Below are 16,599 nucleotides of genomic sequence, written 5' to 3'. Positions count from 1 at the left end.
CAATGAGCAAACAAATCCACGTTACCGACACAATCCTGCGCGACGCCCACCAATCGCTGCTCGCCACCCGCATGCGCACCGAAGACATGCTGCCGATCTGCGACAAGCTCGACAAAGTGGGCTACTGGTCGCTGGAGTGCTGGGGCGGCGCGACTTTCGACGCCTGCGTACGCTTCCTGAAAGAAGACCCATGGGAGCGCCTGCGCCAACTGCGCGCGGCGTTGCCTAACACCCGTCTGCAAATGCTCCTGCGTGGCCAGAACCTGCTGGGCTACCGCCATTACAGTGACGACGTGGTCAAAGCCTTCGTCGCCAAAGCCGCGGTAAACGGCATCGACGTGTTCCGCATCTTCGACGCGATGAATGACGTGCGTAACCTGCGCGTGGCCATCGAAGCGGTGAAAGCTGCTGGCAAACACGCCCAGGGCACCATCGCCTACACCACCAGCCCGGTGCACACCATCGAGGCCTTCGTGGCGCAAGCCAAGCAAATGGAAGCCATGGGCTGCGACTCGGTGGCGATCAAGGACATGGCTGGCCTGCTGACTCCGTACGCCACGGGTGAACTGGTCAAGGCACTGAAGGCCGAGCAATCGCTGCCGGTGTTCATCCACTCCCACGACACCGCCGGCCTGGCTGCGATGTGCCAACTCAAGGCCATCGAAAACGGCGCCGACCATATCGACACCGCGATCTCCAGCTTCGCCTGGGGCACCAGCCACCCGGGCACCGAATCGATGGTCGCCGCCCTTAAAGGCAGCGAGTTCGACACCGGTCTGAACCTGGAGCTGCTGCAAGAAATCGGCCTGTACTTCTACGCCGTACGCAAGAAGTACCACCAGTTCGAAAGCGAATTCACCGCCGTCGACACCCGTGTGCAGGTCAACCAGGTTCCGGGCGGGATGATTTCCAACCTGGCCAACCAGTTGAAAGAGCAGGGCGCCCTGAACCGCATGAGCGAAGTACTGGCGGAGATCCCGCGCGTTCGCGAAGACCTCGGCTTCCCGCCGCTGGTGACCCCGACCTCGCAGATCGTCGGCACCCAGGCGTTCTTCAACGTGCTGGCCGGCGAGCGCTACAAAACCATCACCAACGAAGTGAAGCTCTACCTGCAAGGCGGCTACGGCAAGGCGCCGGGCACGGTGAACGAAGAACTGCGTCGCCAGGCCATCGGCAGCGAAGAGGTGATCGACGTGCGTCCGGCCGATCTGCTCAAGCCGGAAATGACCAAGCTGCGTGCCGAAATCGGCGCCGTGGCCAAGTCTGAAGAAGACGTGCTGACCTACGCCATGTTCCCGGACATCGGCCGCAAGTTCCTCGAAGAACGCGCAGCCGGCACCCTGACCCCAGAAGTGCTGCTGCCGATTCCGGAAGCAGGCGGTGTGGCTTCGGCAGGCGGCGAAGGCGTACCGACCGAGTTCGTCATCGACGTTCACGGCGAAACCTACCGCGTCGACATCACGGGTGTCGGCGTCAAGGCCGAAGGCAAGCGCCACTTCTACCTGTCCATCGACGGCATGCCGGAAGAAGTGGTGTTCGAACCGCTCAACGAATTCGTCAGCGGCGGCAGCAGCAAGCGCAAGCAAGCTTCGGCACCAGGCCACGTCAGCACCACCATGCCGGGCAACATCGTCGACGTGCTGGTCAAGGAAGGCGACACCGTGAAAGCCGGCCAGGCCGTGCTGATCACCGAGGCGATGAAGATGGAAACCGAAGTCCAGGCAGCCATCGCCGGCAAAGTCGCCGCCATCCATGTGGCCAAGGGCGATCGGGTGAATCCGGGCGAGGTACTGATCGAGATCGAAGGCTGAGTTAACAGCCTCGATATACCGCTTTAAACCTCGGGGGGGCATGTGCTCCCCTTTTTTTTTGCGCGAGATTCGGGAGGTCACCAGAAATGCATGTGGGAGCAGGCTTGCTCCCACACGTACTCAGCGAGGCTGAGGTGACTGGATCAAAACGCCATCTGCCACTGCCCCATCACGCCATGATTGCGACTGTCACTGCCGATCTCCCCAGTGACGCTCACACCCAGGGTGTGGTTGGCCGAGAGCCCCAGGTCGAGCCCGGCATCGAGCGCCAGGCTGTCGCGATCCAACGCTGCGCCGGCGATGTCGAAGCGTTTCCCGCCCTTGACCAACTGTTGGCGCGTTTCGCTGTCGAGCTCGCCGTAAGTATGTTTCCAACCGGCGCTGAGTCGCGGTGTCAGGCGCATGCCGTTGTCCAGTGTGTTCAGCTTCGCCGCGCGCAGGCCGAAGGTGGTGCTGAAGTTGTCCTGGGTTTGCCCATAGACTTTCAACGCTGCATCCCCACCTTTTTCGGTGTGGCTGTCACGCTGGTAGCGTTGATAGCCGAGGCTTGCGAATGGCTCGATGGTCACATTGTTGCGTCCCAGGTTGAAGCCCGCTTCGGCGAAGGCTTGTTGGGTGTTGGCGTCGTAACTGCCTTTGAGGCGGTCGCTGAATCCGTTGAACGCTACCCGACGTTTACTGCTGCCTTCATGGTTGGCGTAGGTAGCACCGAGACGCAGTGCCAATGGGCCGTCCTGGCGCACCGCATAAGCACCCAGGTGCCAACTGTCGAGATCGCCGTCGAATTGCCGGGCATCGAGTTTCGTCTGAGACTTGCCACCCATCACCCCGACATGCCATTGCTCGTCGAGCCGCCAGTCGGCGCCCAGAACCAGGCCTTGGGTGGAATGTTTCAGAGTCCCGTGGAAATCGCTCTCGGCTTTGCCGCCATTGCCCAATGCCTGAAGCCAGACGCGACTGCTGTTTTCATTACCGGCGGCAAGGCGTGGAGCTTTGTCGGAGACAGTGCCCGTGCCGTTATCCAACTGGCGCATGGCTGAGAGCATGCTGGCGTTGACGGGGCTGACGCTGCTTAAGGTCGCTTTTGCGAGGTTGGCGTTGCTGCTGGCGGCCAATTGTTCAATGGCGACGGAGGCATTGGCCTTGTTGCTGGCCAGCAAAGCGCCGATGGCGGCGTTGGCGATCACGGTTTTGGGGGTGTCCACACTGCGGGCCAGAGCCTGCCCGCTGGCAGAGGTGGCAACCGTCTCGAGTGGCACGTCGTTGCGCGTATAGGTCAGGACCACCTGAGTGTCACTGTAGGAAACCTTCGGTGTCATGAATGCCAGGCTGCTGGTGACTTGTCCGAACTCACCTTCAATCATTCCGGCATTCAGTACGGTGTGGACGGTGCTTTGGGCGTAGTTACCGGGAAGACCAATAACGTTCAAACCTGCGTTGCTTAGTATGGCCGTACCTTCGACCGAAAGTGCTGAAGCGCCTTCGGTGGCCGACACGATGTAGTCGATAGCCGCGTCTTCGGATAACTCCAGGTTGCCCCTGATGATGGGGGCGCTAGCTTTTCTGACAAGCAGCCTGCCGCCCACGAACAAATTTGCGACGTCGCCCTTACCACCATAGGTTGCACTTTGGTCGACATAGGCATCACCCTTTATCGAGCCGTTGTTCAAGAGGGCCGCCCCGGCCTTGACCTCGGCGGTGCCGTTGAAGTCATGGCTTAGCGTCCAGACGCCTCGGGCTACGCGTACATCTTCAAAGTTACTTGTTTCACCAATCTCACCGCCTTCGGTGGCGTTCAGCAGCAGGGCGTTTTTCCCTGCCCCCCCGTCTATGCGGCCGTCCCATCGGGTGCCGTTGTTGATCGCGAGCAGGTCGTCGGCCTCATCCAACTGCAAGGAAACACCATCGATGTTTTCGAGGGGCTTTGAAAGGATGGTGTGCTGAGCATTCTGGACGTCGTCGAAAGGGTTCTCTTGGGCTGCAACGACTGCTTGTTCTGTTGCGGAGGACTCGGGGAACACAAGGGCTTCGTAGAAGGCATCGTCGAACTCGATTGCAGCGCTGACAGGTTTTGTCGCGGTCGGCAGAGTTGTCTGAACTTCGCTCGGTGGGGCAGATGGTCGGGCTGTGAATTCAAGTGGGCCGATGGGCTCGATGTCTTCAAACACAATGCCAGTGGGGGCTACAGGTTTTTTGGCGTTTTTTTTTCGGGTTTTGGCGGGTTTTGCGTCGGCCTCGACTTGAGGTTCCAGTTGCTGGGCCAGGGAGAACTCTGCACAACCCACTGCAATCGCAATGGCCAGGACAAGGTAGTGGGGTTTGTATTTGTGTTGAACGGGCATCGAGTACGGCCTCTTTTGACAGGAGGCCAAACTCTAAGAGGGAGGCTATAGGTGCCGATGTCAGCTGCTTCCGGCGAGCTTGCGGGGGGTGTCAGCAGGTTGTGGCGAAAATTGCCAGCCGCTTGAGGATGGCTGTTTTTACCTGCCCGAGCTCGACGCTTTTTCTGACAAGCTCAAATACGCCTTCCCATAATGCCGCTCCATCCGCGCCTGAATCAGCTCCAGTCCAATCGACATCAGCCAGTAAATGACCGCCGCCGTCGTCAGCATTTCGATATAGCGATAGCTCGAGCGTCCATACGATTGCGCCAGGAACATCACTTCCCAAACGCCCATCACCGAGATCAGTGACGAGTCCTTGAGCATGGAGATGAACTGGTTGGTGGTAGGCGGGATGATGGTGCGCATGGCCTGGGGCAGGGTGACGCGCCAGAAGATCACGGTTTCGCGCATGCCCAGGGCCAGCGATGCTTCGCGTTGGCCATGGGGGACGCCGAGGATGCCGGCGCGGAAGATTTCGCTCAGGTAGGCGCCGTAGTTCAGCGACAGGGCGATGATGCCGGCGGCGATGGCGCCGGGCACGATGCCGAGTTGTGGCAGGCCGAGGTAGATCAGCAATATCTGGATCAGCAGCGGCGTGCCGCGAAAGAACGAGGCATAGAAACTCGCGATGCCGAACGCCACGGCGCTTTTCGACAACCGAGCCAGAGCGGTGATGAAGCCCAGCAGCGACGAAGCCACAATCGAGCACAGACACAAGAACAGCGTCAGCGCCGCGCCCTGCAGAAAGCCGTTGGGCGCCAGATGCAGGCCGATCAGGTTCGGCAGTTTGTCGAGGATGATCGAGAACTTCAGGTCGAAGCTGAGGAAGAAACTCGCGAACAAGCCGAACATCGCCGCCCAGGTCAGATACAGCCGAGTACGGAAGCCGAAGACCCGTTGCAGTAATGACTCCGCCACTGGTTGCGGCGGCTGAGGTGGTTTGGGGAAAGAAGTCATTGGCTGATGTCGGCGCCGATCCATTTTTGCGACAGCTTGCTCAAGGTGCCGTCCTGTTTCAATTGGGCAAACACATCACGTACTTTGGCGTCCCACTGGGCGTCGCCTTTTTCGATGGCCACCGAGTTTGGCTCCGAGTACAGCGGCTCGCCAGCGAGCTTGAAGCGTTTGTCTTCGTTCAGGCGTGGTTGCGCGGTCACCAGGTTGGTGAGGATCGCGTCCAGACGCACGCCAGCGCCCAGGCCCAGATCCTGGAACGCGACGTTGTCGGTGTCGTACGGGGCGATCTGCACGTTCTCGAATGGATATTGCAATTGGGTGTCTTCGGCGCCTTCGATCACCAGGTTTTTGTTCAGGTAGCTTTCATAGCTGGAGGCGCTGGTGAGACCGACTTTTTTACCGCTCAGGTCCTTGGCGCTGTGGATGCTGTCGTCTTTGGCATTGACCACGATCACGGCTGGGGAGGCGTAGTACTCCACCGGGAAGTCGAAGACTTCGGCGCGGGCCTTGCTCGGGGTCATGGAGCAGATGCAGATGTCGTAACGCCCGCTCCAGCGGCCGGCGGCGATCACATCCCAGGACGGCGTTTCGAGGCGCAGCTTGACGCCCAGTTTGTCCGCCACGGCCTTGGCCACGTCGACGTCGAAACCATCGAGCTGGTTCTGATCGTTGAGGAACGAGAAGGGTGGATAGCTTTCCATCAGCACGCCGACCAGTTCTTTCTTTTGCTCGATGCGATCCAGGGTGGCACCCGCAAAGGCTTGGGAGGAGGCAGCCAAAATCGTCAGGCCCAGGGCCAGCAGCGGTTGAAGTTTCACAGTTGGATCCCTGAAAAAAGAGGTTGTTATTAACCGGGTGGTGCGTATTAAATAGTTATAAGAACGACTCTGATAGTGAGTTATTTTCATAAGCTTATGAGTGAAAAGCATATGGGCGCAAGCACGGTAATTCTGGATGGCGGCATGGGTCGTGAGCTGCAACGCCGAGGGGCACCGTTCAGGCAGCCCGAGTGGTCGGCGCTGGCCTTGAGCGAAGCGCCGCAAGCCGTGGAGGCCGTGCATGCGGCTTATATCGCAAGCGGTGCCAACGTGATCACCAGCAACAGTTACGCGGTGGTGCCGTTCCACATTGGCGAAGAACGTTTTGCCGCTGAAGGCCAGGCCCTCGCGGCATTGGCCGGTGAGCTGGCGCGGCGTGCGGTCGAGGCTTCGGGCCAACCGGTGCGCGTGGCCGGTTCATTGCCGCCGTTATTTGGCTCCTACCGTCCGGATTTGTTCGATGCTGCCCGGGCGACTGAACTGCTGACGCCTCTGGTCAAAGGCCTGGCGCCGCATGTCGACCTGTGGCTGGCCGAAACCCAGAGCTCGATCGTCGAGGCGCGGGCGATCCATGCCGGTCTGCCGAAGGACGGCAAGCCGTTCTGGCTGTCGTTTACCTTGAAGGATGAAGACACCGACGAAGTGCCGCGATTGCGTTCCGGTGAGCCGGTAGCTGAGGCCGCCGCGGTGGCGGCTGAGTTGGGCGTCGAGACCTTGCTGTTCAATTGCAGCCAGCCGGAAGTGATCGGCGCGGCGATCGATGCGGCGCGGGAAACCTTCGAGCGCTTGGGGGTGAAGATTCACATCGGCGCGTATGCCAATGCCTTCCCGCCGCAACCGAAAGAGGCCACGGCCAACGACGGTCTGGACCCGTTGCGCGACGATCTCGACCCGCCGGGTTATCTGGTTTGGGCGGCTGACTGGCACAAGCGGGGAGCCAGCCATTTGGGTGGGTGCTGCGGGATTGGGCCGGAGCATATTGCGGTGTTGGCCCAGAAATTAGCGTGATGCCATTCGCGGGCAAGCCTCGCTCCTACAGGTTTTCGGTTGACCATAAAATGGTGATCGACACAGAACCCCTGTAGGAGCGAGGCTTGCCCGCGAAGGCGTCCTGCCTGACGCCGAAGATTACTGGCGGCACTCCACCAACGTTTTCACCTGCCCCGATTCCGTCTGGTTCTCATCGGACAGCCACCGCTCGAACCCCGCGCCAATCGCCGGCCATTCCGAATCCAGAATCGAATACCACGCCGTGTCACGGTTCTGACCCTTGACCACCATGTGTTGGCGAAACACTCCCTCAAAACTGAACCCCAGCCGCTCGGCCGCGTACTTGGAGCGAGCATTGTCGTTGTTGCACTTCCACTCCAGGCGCCGGTAACCCAGTGCGAAGGACTCCCTGGCCAGCAGGTAAACCGCCTCGGTACTTTTCGGCGAGCGCTGCATCGGTGCGCCGAAGGTCACATGGCCGATCTCGATGCGACCCTGGGTCGGGACAATCGACATCAAGCTGAGCAGGCCTTGCACCTCGCCGCTGGCGCGATCGATCACGCAGAAAAAATACGGATCGCTGTTGGCCGCGTGGTTGTTCAGCCAGTCGTTGAACGCGCTGCGCTCCGGGAAAGGACCGTAGGGCAAATAATCCCAGAGCTTCGGATCCGCGCCCGGGCCTTCCAGGGCTTTCCACAAACCGTCGGCGTGACGCGCCGGGTCAAGTTTTTCCAAGCGAATGAAACGTCCTTCGATCAGTTGGACCGAGGGCGGAGGAACGCCTTTCCAGTGCGCGAGTGAAGTCGACATGCTGTTCTCCTCGAACCTTAAAGGTCTTTGCGAAACTGGATGAAACCCGGGCGTTCGGCGATGCGCTCATAGAGCTGGATGGCCGTGGCGTTGGTTTCGTGGGTCAGCCAATGGACATCGCAGCAACCGTCCGCCTTGGCGGCGCTGTAGACAAACTCGATGAGCTGCCGGCCGACACCGGTGCCGCGGGTTTCGGGCGTCACCAGCAAGTCTTGCAGATAGCAGGCGTTTTCAATGCTCCAGTTGGAGCGCTGGTAGATGAAGTGCACCAGGCCCACTGCCTTGCCATCGAGCCAGGCAAGGGCGCCGTTGGTCGGTTCGTTCGGGTCGAGCAAACGTTGCCAGGTGCTCCGATAAACAGTGTCCGGCAGTTCGGTGTCGTAGAAGCGCAGGTAGGCTTGCCACAATGGTCGCCAGGCGGCGTGGTCGTCGGCGGTGACGGGGCGAATCTGGATCGGGCTCATGGGTTTTCCTTAACGCATCAAGTGGGCGAGGGCCTGGTCATGCGCATCAGGGCTGGCGGCCAGCCCCTCGCGCACACCGGCGATGTCTGCAGCATTGCGGTTCTGGCTGAGCTTGCGTTTGCCTTCCAGGCGCTGGATCGGCAAGGCAAAACCGACGATGGCCTTGAGCATGCCGTCAATGTAGTCGGCGGGGGCGTCGGCAACTTTCCACGGGCTGGCGCGGCCCGACTCATGACGATCGGTGAGGGCGCTGACCAGATCGCGTAGACGGTCGGCATCACTGAACACTTCGGCGGTGCCGTAGGCATGCACAGCGACGTAGTTCCAGGTCGGCACGACTTTGCCGTGTTCGGTTTTGCTCGGGTAAAACCCCGGGCTGACATACGCGTCGGCCCCGGCAAAAATCACCAACGCCTGGGCGCCGTTCTGCAGTTCCTTCCACTGCGGATTGGCCCAGGCGAGGTGGCCATAGAGGGTGCCATGCGGGCCGTCATTTACATTCAGCAGGAGCGGCAGATGGCTGGCTTGCAGGCCTTGCTCACCGTGAGTGACCAGGATCGCAAGGCGAGTGCCGAGGATCTGCTGGTGCAGTTCATTCAAGTCATTGATGGCGAAGGCGTTGGGCGTATACATGGAAATATTCCTTGGCGAATGCCTGCATCCTAGGCAGGCTATTGGTCTGTTGTAAGAGCCATTAATGACCAATTTTGTGGGTCCATTGTGATGTCGAATACGCCGCTTCCTTCGTCATTCAACCCGGCAGGTATTGAGCTCGACCGTCGTCAGGGCCTGAGCCGTCAGCTCTATCAAGCGCTGCGGGTGCGAGTGCTCGACGGACGATTGGCCAGCGGCACACGCCTGCCGGCCAGTCGCGATCTGGCGGCGGCGCTGTCGATTTCCCGTAACAGCGTGGTCCGTGCCTATGATCAGCTTTACGCTGAAGGCTTCATCGAGGGACGTGTCGGCGACGGCACTTACGTCGCGCAATTGCCTCAAACCGCATGGCCGGCGAAAAAATTATCCACAAAAGTATCCACAGGGTTTTCAACAGGCTTATCCACAACCTTATCCACAAATCGGCTGGATTTGCCTGGGGTTTCATCCAGTAAAGTTATCCACAGCGGCGCTTTGGGGCGCGTTGAACAGAACCATTTGCCCTTGCCTCCCAGCGGTCCACCTCGCGCCTTCAGGGTCGGGGTTCCGGCGTTCGATCTGTTTCCTTTCGAGGTTTGGGCCAAGCTGAATGCGGCTTTCTGGCGTAAACCGGATTTACAGCAACTGTGTTATGGCGACCCTGCGGGCGATGCGCGATTGCGTGGGCTGATTGCTGCGTATTTGCGCAGTTCGCGGGGGATGCAGTGCACCGCTGAGCAAATTGTGATCACCAGTGGTGCGCAGCAGGGGATCAGCCTTTGTGCACAGTTGCTGGTGGGGCCTGGCGATGGGGTGGGGATCGAAAATCCGGGGTATCGCGCCGCCGGTCATGCCTTTGCAGTCGCCGGTGCCCGGTTGCACGGGGTGCCGGTGGACGAGGAGGGGATCGATTGCAGCACGCTGGCGCAATTGAACGATTGTCGGCTGGCTTATGTCACGCCTTCCCATCAGTACCCGACCGGTGTGGTCATGAGCCTGGCCCGGCGTCTGGAACTGCTCGGCTGGGCCGAGCGCAACCAGGGCTGGATCATCGAGGACGACTACGATGGCGAGTACCGTTACAGCGGCGCACCGCTGGCGCCGTTGGCGGCACTCGATCGGCATGGGCGGGTGCTGTACGTCGGCACCTTCGGCAAGGTCGCTTTTCCGGCGTTGCGTCTGGGTTATCTGGTGTTGCCGCCGGGGCTGGTGGAAGCATTTGCGCAACGTCGTGCGGTGGACGTGCGGCACTCCGAGGTGAGTACTCAAGCGGTCATGGCCGAGTTCATGGCCGCCGGGCATTTCCAGCGCCATATCCGCCGCATGCGTCGCGCTGCTCTGAATCGGCGCAATTGTCTGTTGGCCCATTGGCCGGAGCACATCGAAGGCGTTGGCGCTATGCCCGGTGTGGCGGCTGGCCTGCATGTGACGGTATCGGTGAACAGCATCGAGCGCGAGCGCGAGTTGGTTGCCCAGGCGCAAAGCGTGGGCATCGAGATCAATGGCTTGAGCAATTATTGGTTGCCCGACTCGCAGACCCCGCTGGATCAGCGAGCCGGGTTGGTGTTGGGTTTTGCTGCGGTGCCAGAGCCGGCCATTGAATCGGCGCTGGCCCGGTTGCGGCAGGTCTGGCGTGGGTGAGCCCGCCAGACCTTATATTCAAGTACCCGACTTGATCTTGGTCCAGGCTCGGGTCCGCGCCCGTTCGGCATCGCGAGGCAAGGGTTGCAGGGTGTAAAGCGTGCTCATCGCCGTTTCGGTCGGGTACAGGTTCGGGTTGTTGCGGATCGCCGGGTCGACCATTTCCGTGGCGTCCTTGTTCGGGTTCGGGTAGCCGACGAAGTCGCTGACCGGCGCGATCACCTGCGGTTGCAGCAGGTAGTTGATGAAGGTGTAGGCGTCTTCCGGGTTTTTCGCGCCTTTGGGGATCGCGAGCATGTCGAACCAGATTGGCGCGCCTTCCTTGGGCAGGCGCATGTCGACGATCACGCCATTCTTGGCTTCCTTGGCGCGGTTGGCGGCCTGGGAGAAGCTGCCGGAGTAACCGACCGCGACGCAGATGTCACCGTTGGCGATGTCGGCCATGTACTTGGACGAGTGGAAGTAGGTGATGTACGGACGGATCTTCATCAGCAGCGCTTCAGCCTTGGCGTAGTCCGCCGGCTGCTTGCTGTTGGGGTCCAGGCCCAGGTGTTGCAGGGCCAGTGGCAGGATCTCCGACGGTGAATCGAGCAGGGCCACGCCGCACTGCTTGAGTTTGCTGATGTTCTCTTCCTTGAAGATCAGGTCCCAGCTGTCCACCGGCGCGTTATCGCCCAAAGCGGTCTTGACCTTGGCCGGGTTGAAGCCGATCAGGATGGTGCCGTACATGTACGGCACGGCGAATTTGTTGCCCGGGTCGTTGGCTTCGATCAGCTTCATCAGCTTGGGATCGAGGTGATTCCAGTTCGCCAGTTTGCTGCGGTCCAGCGGCTGGAACACCCCGGCTTCGATCTGCTTGGCCAGGAACACATTGGACGGCACCACCACGTCGTAGCCGGAATTGCCGGTCAGCAGCTTGGCTTCCAGTGCTTCGTTGGTGTCGAAAATGTCATAGACCAGTTGGGTCTGGGTGTTCTGAGCCTTGAAATCTTCCAGTGCTTTGGGAGTGATGTAGTCGAACCAGTTGTACACCCGCAACGTGCGCTCTTCAGCGTGAACGGCGCCACTGAGCAGCGTGGCGCATAGCGCTGGAGCGATAAGACGCTTGAGTCGGTTCATCGTCTGATTCCTCATTGGGCGCTTTCAAAACCTTCGAGAACGTTCACGGCATTGATGCCGATTTCTTCCACCGCGTAACCGCCTTCCATCACGAACAGCGTCGGCTTGCCGAGGCCCGCGATGCGCGTGCCCATCGCCAGGTAATCCGGGCTGTCGAGTTTGAATTGGGAGATCGGGTCGTCCTTGAACGTATCGACGCCCAAGGACACGACGATGATGTCGGCACCGTACTTTTCGATCTCTTTGCAGGCCTGCTCCAGCGCCGCGCTCCAACGGTCCCAGCCTGAACCGGCGGGCAAAGGGTAGTTGAAGTTGAACCCTTCGCCTGCGCCTTCACCGTGTTCGTCTTCGTAGCCGAGGAAGAACGGAAACTCGGCTTCCGGATGGCCATGGATCGAGGCGAACAGTACGTCGCTGCGCTCGTAGAAAATCGATTGGGTGCCGTTGCCGTGGTGGTAATCGACGTCGAGGATCGCGACCTTTTTGTGGCCCTGATCGAGGAAGGCCTGAGCGGCGATGGCGGCGTTGTTGAGGTAGCAATAACCCCCCATCAAATCGCTGGCGGCATGGTGTCCCGGTGGACGGCACAGGGCGAAGGCACTGCGGGCACCGCGCTGGATCACCGCTTGAGCGGTCAACGCCACTTGCGCCGCGCTATACGCCGCTTGCCAGGTGCCGGCGGTAATCGGTGCGCCGCCGTCGAAGCTGTAATAGCCGAGCTGGCCGTGCAGGCTGGTGGGCATGACCCGGCGCAGGGTGCGGGCCGGCCAGGTGTAAGGCAGCAAGTCGCCGTCGGTATTGAATTCGGTCCAGCGCGCCCAGGCGCCTTGGAAGAAGTCGAGGTAGTCGCGGCTGTGGATGCGCGCGATTGGATCAAGGCCGAAGTCTTTCGGCGCTTCGACCGGGCCGAGGTTCTGGTCCTTGACCCGTTGCAATACGTGATCGGCGCGCGAGGGCATTTCGAAGCAGGGCATCAGCTGCCCGTCCATCAATTCACAACGGCCGTGGTGCAGGTGGTGATCGTCCGAGTAGATCGTCAGCATTCTTGTTCTCCGCAGGGCTGATTCGGTTGCTCACAGTCTTGCGGCGGGCGGCGTTCGGGAGAATGGCAGGAAAGGCCAAAAGGGGATCGATAGGGCCAAAATATTTGACCGAAATTCGCCCCTTATTGGCGCGACGGTGCCCCAGCGTTGGGCGCATGCCTCGCTCCTACGGGATCGGGTTGTTATGGGCGAAAATGACTCGGCGCCACGCCACTCCAGCGCACAAACGCATGCCGGAAGCTCGCGGTTTCGCTGAATCCCAGCGCTTCGGCGATTTGATAGATCGGCAATTGATCCTCGCAAAGCATTCGCTTGGCCTGCTCGAAGCGCAGTTCATCGAGCAGTTCCTGATAGCTGCATCCCAGGTCTTTCAAATGTCGCCGCAAAGTGCGCGACGAGCAGTTCAGCTGTTCGGCCAGCCCGTCCAGCCCCGGCGCCGCGCTCAGTTGCGCGGCGAGCAGTTGGCGGATGCGCCCCAGCCAGGCCTGGCGCCCGGTGAACTCGGTGTTTTGCTTGCGACAGCGCTCGGCCATGGCCTGGTGGGTGATGGCGTCGGCCAGAGGCAGGGGTTGTTCGAGCCAGCGCTTGTCGAAGGCAAAGGCGTTGGATGCCGCATCGAACTGCAAGGGACAGTCAAAACGCTCGCTGTAGCGCGCTTGATAGTCCGGCGCCGGGTGTTCGAAGCGAGCGCCGAGCAGAGGCAGAGGGTGGCCGAGCAGGTCTTCGCAGGTGACTTTCATCGAGACCAGGCAAAACTCGACATTGAACGGTGCCAGCGCGGGGTTTTCCCGATAGTCGCCCGCCGTGAGCCAGATGCGCTCGCCATCTTCTTCCAGGCTCAACTCGAACAGTGTTCCCAATAGCGCCGGATAGTGCAGCGCCAGTTGCAAGGCGTCACCTAAAGTGGCGCTGGTGAGTAAGGCGTACCCGAGCATGCCGTAGGAAGAAACGTGCATCCGCCGGCCCAACTCCAGGCCGATATCGCGGCGTAGCGCGACAGCGTTGGCGCACACCAGCATCTCTTGATTGGTGGTAATGCGCGTGTCCGCCCGGCTCAGATCCGCCGCGCTGATGCCGCTGCCGGCCAATAACGCCTCGCTGGACAGGCCTTCGGCCTTGAAGGTGTTAAGCACCAGGGAGACGGCGTTGAGGGTGGTGAGGTGGGAGTGGAGCATGAAGTGTTCCGGCGTTGGGATGCTGGAACAGGAGCAATTTGTATGCCCAATGACTCTGTAGGAGCAGGCTTGCCTGCGAAGCTTTTGGCGTATTTGAGGACGCCTTCGCAGGCAAGCCTGCTCCTACAGGTTTTTTTTGTGTCAGATGAGTTCGCCACACAGGTCGAGTTCGACCAGTCGCCGAACTTCAGCGGTTTCAAGGCCTGCACCCAGCAGTCCATGCAACTTGCCGAACGCCGCCTCGCGAGTCATGCCGCCACCGGACAACAGACCGGCGTCACGCAAGCGGCTCCCCGCCTCGTACACGTCGAGCTTCACGCCACCTTCATGACATTGCGTGACCGCGACCACCACCACACCGTTGTCCCGCGCCCGTTCCAGGCTGGCGAGAAACCCGGGGTTGTCGCTGGGTCCGGTGCCGCTACCGTAGCACTCCAGCACCAGACCCTGAATGCCGCTGTCGAGCAGGCCGTCCAGTTGCTCGGCGCCGATGCCGGGGAACAGCGGCAGTACCGCGACCTTCGCCAGCTGTTTAGGCTGGTTGTAGTTCAGTTGCGCAGGTATCGAGGACGCTTTCACGCCGCCGCCCTGACGCTCCAGCCGCTTGAACGGATGACGACCGAAGCTGCGAACCTTGGCGCAGCGGGTCGGGTCCAGCAGTTCACCGTGGAAGTACAGATGCACGCCCGGTGCCAGGCCTTGGCCAAGGGCACCCAGTGCGCCGCTGATGTTTTCCCAGGCATCGCTGTCGGTCACGCCGGCCGGCAGCATGGAGCCGGTGAAACATACGTGGGCGTTCAGGCCGAGCAACTGGAAGCTCATGGCCGCGGCGCTGTAGGCCAGGGTGTCGGTGCCGTGCAGGATCAGCACGCTGTCGCAGCCTTGAACGTCGACGGCATCGACCACCGCTTCACGCAGTTGCTGCCAGTACGCGGGGGTCATGTTGGCGCTGTCGATCAGCGGCGCCATCTCGCGAAAGCGCCACTGCGGCACCACCAGCTCGGGTTGGCTGTGCAGGTAATCGCGCATCCGCGCTTCGAAACCGGACGCCGGGGCCAGGCCATGGGCGCTGGCTTGCATACCGATGGTGCCACCGGTGTAGAGCACCATGACGTGTTGGGCGGCAGGATAGGTCGAGGCATTCATGGAGACTCTCCGAAAACGATGACTTGTGGGAGCGAGCCTGCTCGCGATTGGACTTCAGGCTCGACACCGAAACAACGTACAACCGAGCATGACGCCGGTCATACGCTGTGTCACGCCGGGTGCAGGGGATGCGCCCGGTTTTTTACCGATCAGCGTTGCGCTGCGGTAACGCCTTCCGGCTGACGCTGTGTCTGAGGCGCAGCAGCTGGCGGATTGGCCGGCCAGGCTTTCAGGTCCAGGTCCAGATCCGGGAATTTGCTCGAATCGAACACCGGGGTCTTGATGCCGGCGGCACGCTGGTCATCGTAGTCACGCAGGATGCGCATGCCGACCTTGAACAGCAGGAACAGGGCGATCAGGTTCACGAATGCCAGCAGGGTCATGGTGATGTCGGCGAATGCGAACACCGTGCTCAGGTTCTCGATGGCGCCCCAGAAGATCAGTACCAGTACCAGCGTGCGATAGCCGATCAGCGCCTTGCGGTTTTCACCAACCAGGAAACGCAGGTTGTTCTCGCCCAGGTAGTAGTTGTAGAGGATCGAGGTGAACACGAACAACGCCAAGGCCACGGAGATGAACATCCGGCCCCAGTCACCGACCACGGCAGCCAGGGAGTTCTGGGTCAGGGCAATGCCGTCGCCTTCGAAGCCCGGGGTGTAGAAGCCCGACAGCAGGATCAGCAACGCGGTGCAGGTGCAGATCACGAAGGTATCGAGGAACACGCTGAACGCCTGAACCACGCCTTGCGAAACCGGGTGCTCGACCGAGGCCACAGCGGCCACGTTCGGCGCACTGCCCAGGCCCGCTTCGTTGGCGAACACGCCGCGCTTCACGCCCATGACGATGGCGCTGCCGATCAGGCCGCCGAACGCCTGATCCAGACCGAAGGCGCTTTTGACGATGGTCATCAACATGCCCGGAACGTGATCGAACTGCAGCACGATCACATAGATGGTTACGCCGATGTACACCAGGGTTTTCACCGGCACCAGCAGGTCAGCGACCTTGGCGATCCGCTTGATACCGCCGATGAACACCAGGCCCAGCAGTACCGCCAGGGCCAGGCCGGTGTATGTGGTGTCGAGGCCGAAAGCGTTGTTCAGCGAGTGGGTCACGGCGTGGGCTTGCAGGCCGTTGAAGGCGAAGCCGAAAGTGATCAGCAGCAGGAACGCCATGATCATGCCCAGCCAGCGTTTCTGCAGGCCGTGCTGAATGTAGAAGGATGGGCCGCCACGGAACTGGCCTTCGGAGTCGCAGCGCTTGTAGAGCTGGCCGAGGGAGCATTCGAAGAAGCTGCTGGACATGCCGACCAGCGCGGTCACCCACATCCAGAACACGGCACCGGGGCCACCGAGGGTCACGGCGATGCCGACACCGGCGATGTTGCCCGCACCGACGCGACCGGCGAGGCTGAGCATCAGGGCCTGGAAGGAACTGAGCTGGCCGGCGCTGCTTTTGAGGCTGTCACGGAACACCGCGAACATGTGAAAGAAATGACGGAACTGAACGAAACGCGAGCGGATCGTGAAGTAGCTACCGAGCCCGACAATGAGCACGATCAGTACTTTCCCTGAGAGGAAGTCGTTGATGACTTCGAGCATGGATTAT

At 60.9% G+C, this 16,599-nt stretch carries 14 protein-coding genes; 3 read left to right on the top strand and 11 right to left on the bottom strand.

Going from position 1 to position 16,599, the window contains the following annotated elements:
* The first annotated feature begins 2 nt into the window (after positions 1–2).
* Positions 3–1,811, top strand: a complete 1,809-nt coding sequence (gene oadA, locus HCU66_RS15740) for a sodium-extruding oxaloacetate decarboxylase subunit alpha (protein WP_205889347.1) — start codon at positions 3–5, stop codon at positions 1,809–1,811.
* 143 nt (positions 1,812–1,954) lie between these two features.
* Here oadA and HCU66_RS15735 read toward each other — a convergent pair whose 3' ends face one another.
* From HCU66_RS15735 to HCU66_RS15725, 3 genes are all read right to left on the bottom strand, one after another.
* Positions 1,955–3,979 carry an autotransporter family protein gene (locus HCU66_RS15735; RefSeq protein ID WP_338136429.1) on the bottom strand — a complete coding sequence of 675 codons (2,025 nt, stop codon included), beginning with the start codon at positions 3,977–3,979 and terminating at the stop codon, positions 1,955–1,957.
* A gap of 312 nt (positions 3,980–4,291) precedes the next feature.
* On the bottom strand, positions 4,292–5,152 hold the full coding sequence (locus HCU66_RS15730) for an amino acid ABC transporter permease (protein WP_205889346.1): 861 nt from the start codon (positions 5,150–5,152) through the stop codon (positions 4,292–4,294).
* On the bottom strand, positions 5,149–5,970 hold the full coding sequence (locus HCU66_RS15725; protein WP_205889345.1) for a transporter substrate-binding domain-containing protein: 822 nt from the start codon (positions 5,968–5,970) through the stop codon (positions 5,149–5,151). Before HCU66_RS15725 ends, HCU66_RS15730 begins: the two co-directional genes overlap by 4 nt.
* A 111-nt stretch (positions 5,971–6,081) precedes the next feature.
* On the opposite strand from HCU66_RS15725, the gene HCU66_RS15720 reads away from it, so the two are divergent.
* Positions 6,082–6,978: a homocysteine S-methyltransferase family protein gene (locus HCU66_RS15720; protein WP_205889344.1), complete on the top strand. Its 897-nt coding sequence runs from the start codon at positions 6,082–6,084 to the stop codon at positions 6,976–6,978.
* A gap of 120 nt (positions 6,979–7,098) precedes the next feature.
* On the opposite strand, the gene HCU66_RS15715 is transcribed toward HCU66_RS15720, so the two are convergent.
* The 3 genes from HCU66_RS15715 to HCU66_RS15705 are packed head-to-tail and all read right to left on the bottom strand — an operon-like array spanning position 7,099 to position 8,867.
* Positions 7,099–7,770, bottom strand: coding sequence for a GNAT family N-acetyltransferase (locus HCU66_RS15715; protein WP_205889343.1), 672 nt, complete (start codon positions 7,768–7,770; stop codon positions 7,099–7,101).
* A gap of 17 nt (positions 7,771–7,787) precedes the next feature.
* Positions 7,788–8,234, bottom strand: coding sequence for a GNAT family N-acetyltransferase (locus HCU66_RS15710; protein ID WP_205889342.1), 447 nt, complete (start codon positions 8,232–8,234; stop codon positions 7,788–7,790).
* 9 nt (positions 8,235–8,243) lie between these two features.
* On the bottom strand, positions 8,244–8,867 hold the full coding sequence (locus tag HCU66_RS15705) for an FMN-binding negative transcriptional regulator (RefSeq protein WP_205889341.1): 624 nt from the start codon (positions 8,865–8,867) through the stop codon (positions 8,244–8,246).
* A 90-nt stretch (positions 8,868–8,957) separates the two neighbouring features.
* Between HCU66_RS15705 and pdxR the strand changes: the two genes are divergently transcribed.
* Positions 8,958–10,508: a MocR-like pyridoxine biosynthesis transcription factor PdxR gene (gene pdxR / locus HCU66_RS15700; protein WP_205889340.1), complete on the top strand. Its 1,551-nt coding sequence runs from the start codon at positions 8,958–8,960 to the stop codon at positions 10,506–10,508.
* Between the two features lie 18 nt (positions 10,509–10,526).
* On the opposite strand, the gene HCU66_RS15695 is transcribed toward pdxR, so the two are convergent.
* The 5 genes from HCU66_RS15695 to HCU66_RS15675 all read right to left on the bottom strand — a co-directional run bounded on the left by HCU66_RS15695 (position 10,527) and on the right by HCU66_RS15675 (position 16,592).
* The gene (locus HCU66_RS15695; RefSeq protein ID WP_205889339.1) at positions 10,527–11,627 is read right to left on the bottom strand and encodes a polyamine ABC transporter substrate-binding protein; all 1,101 of its coding nucleotides are present in this window, start codon (positions 11,625–11,627) and stop codon (positions 10,527–10,529) included.
* Positions 11,628–11,638: 11 nt separating this feature from the next.
* On the bottom strand, positions 11,639–12,670 hold the full coding sequence (locus tag HCU66_RS15690) for a histone deacetylase family protein (protein ID WP_205889338.1): 1,032 nt from the start codon (positions 12,668–12,670) through the stop codon (positions 11,639–11,641).
* 182 nt (positions 12,671–12,852) lie between these two features.
* On the bottom strand, positions 12,853–13,845 hold the full coding sequence (locus HCU66_RS15685; protein WP_205889337.1) for an AraC family transcriptional regulator: 993 nt from the start codon (positions 13,843–13,845) through the stop codon (positions 12,853–12,855).
* A gap of 141 nt (positions 13,846–13,986) precedes the next feature.
* A complete protein-coding gene (locus HCU66_RS15680) occupies positions 13,987–14,991 on the bottom strand; it encodes an asparaginase (protein ID WP_205889336.1) in 1,005 nt (334 codons plus the stop codon).
* Between the two features lie 149 nt (positions 14,992–15,140).
* Positions 15,141–16,592: an alanine/glycine:cation symporter family protein gene (locus HCU66_RS15675; RefSeq protein WP_205889335.1), complete on the bottom strand. Its 1,452-nt coding sequence runs from the start codon at positions 16,590–16,592 to the stop codon at positions 15,141–15,143.
* Between the last annotated feature and the right edge of the window lie 7 nt (positions 16,593–16,599).

Source organism: Pseudomonas frederiksbergensis (genome assembly GCF_017114915.1).
In the GTDB taxonomy this organism is placed as follows: domain Bacteria; phylum Pseudomonadota; class Gammaproteobacteria; order Pseudomonadales; family Pseudomonadaceae; genus Aquipseudomonas; species Aquipseudomonas frederiksbergensis_I.
This window is presented reverse-complemented; position numbering and strand designations above follow the sequence as displayed.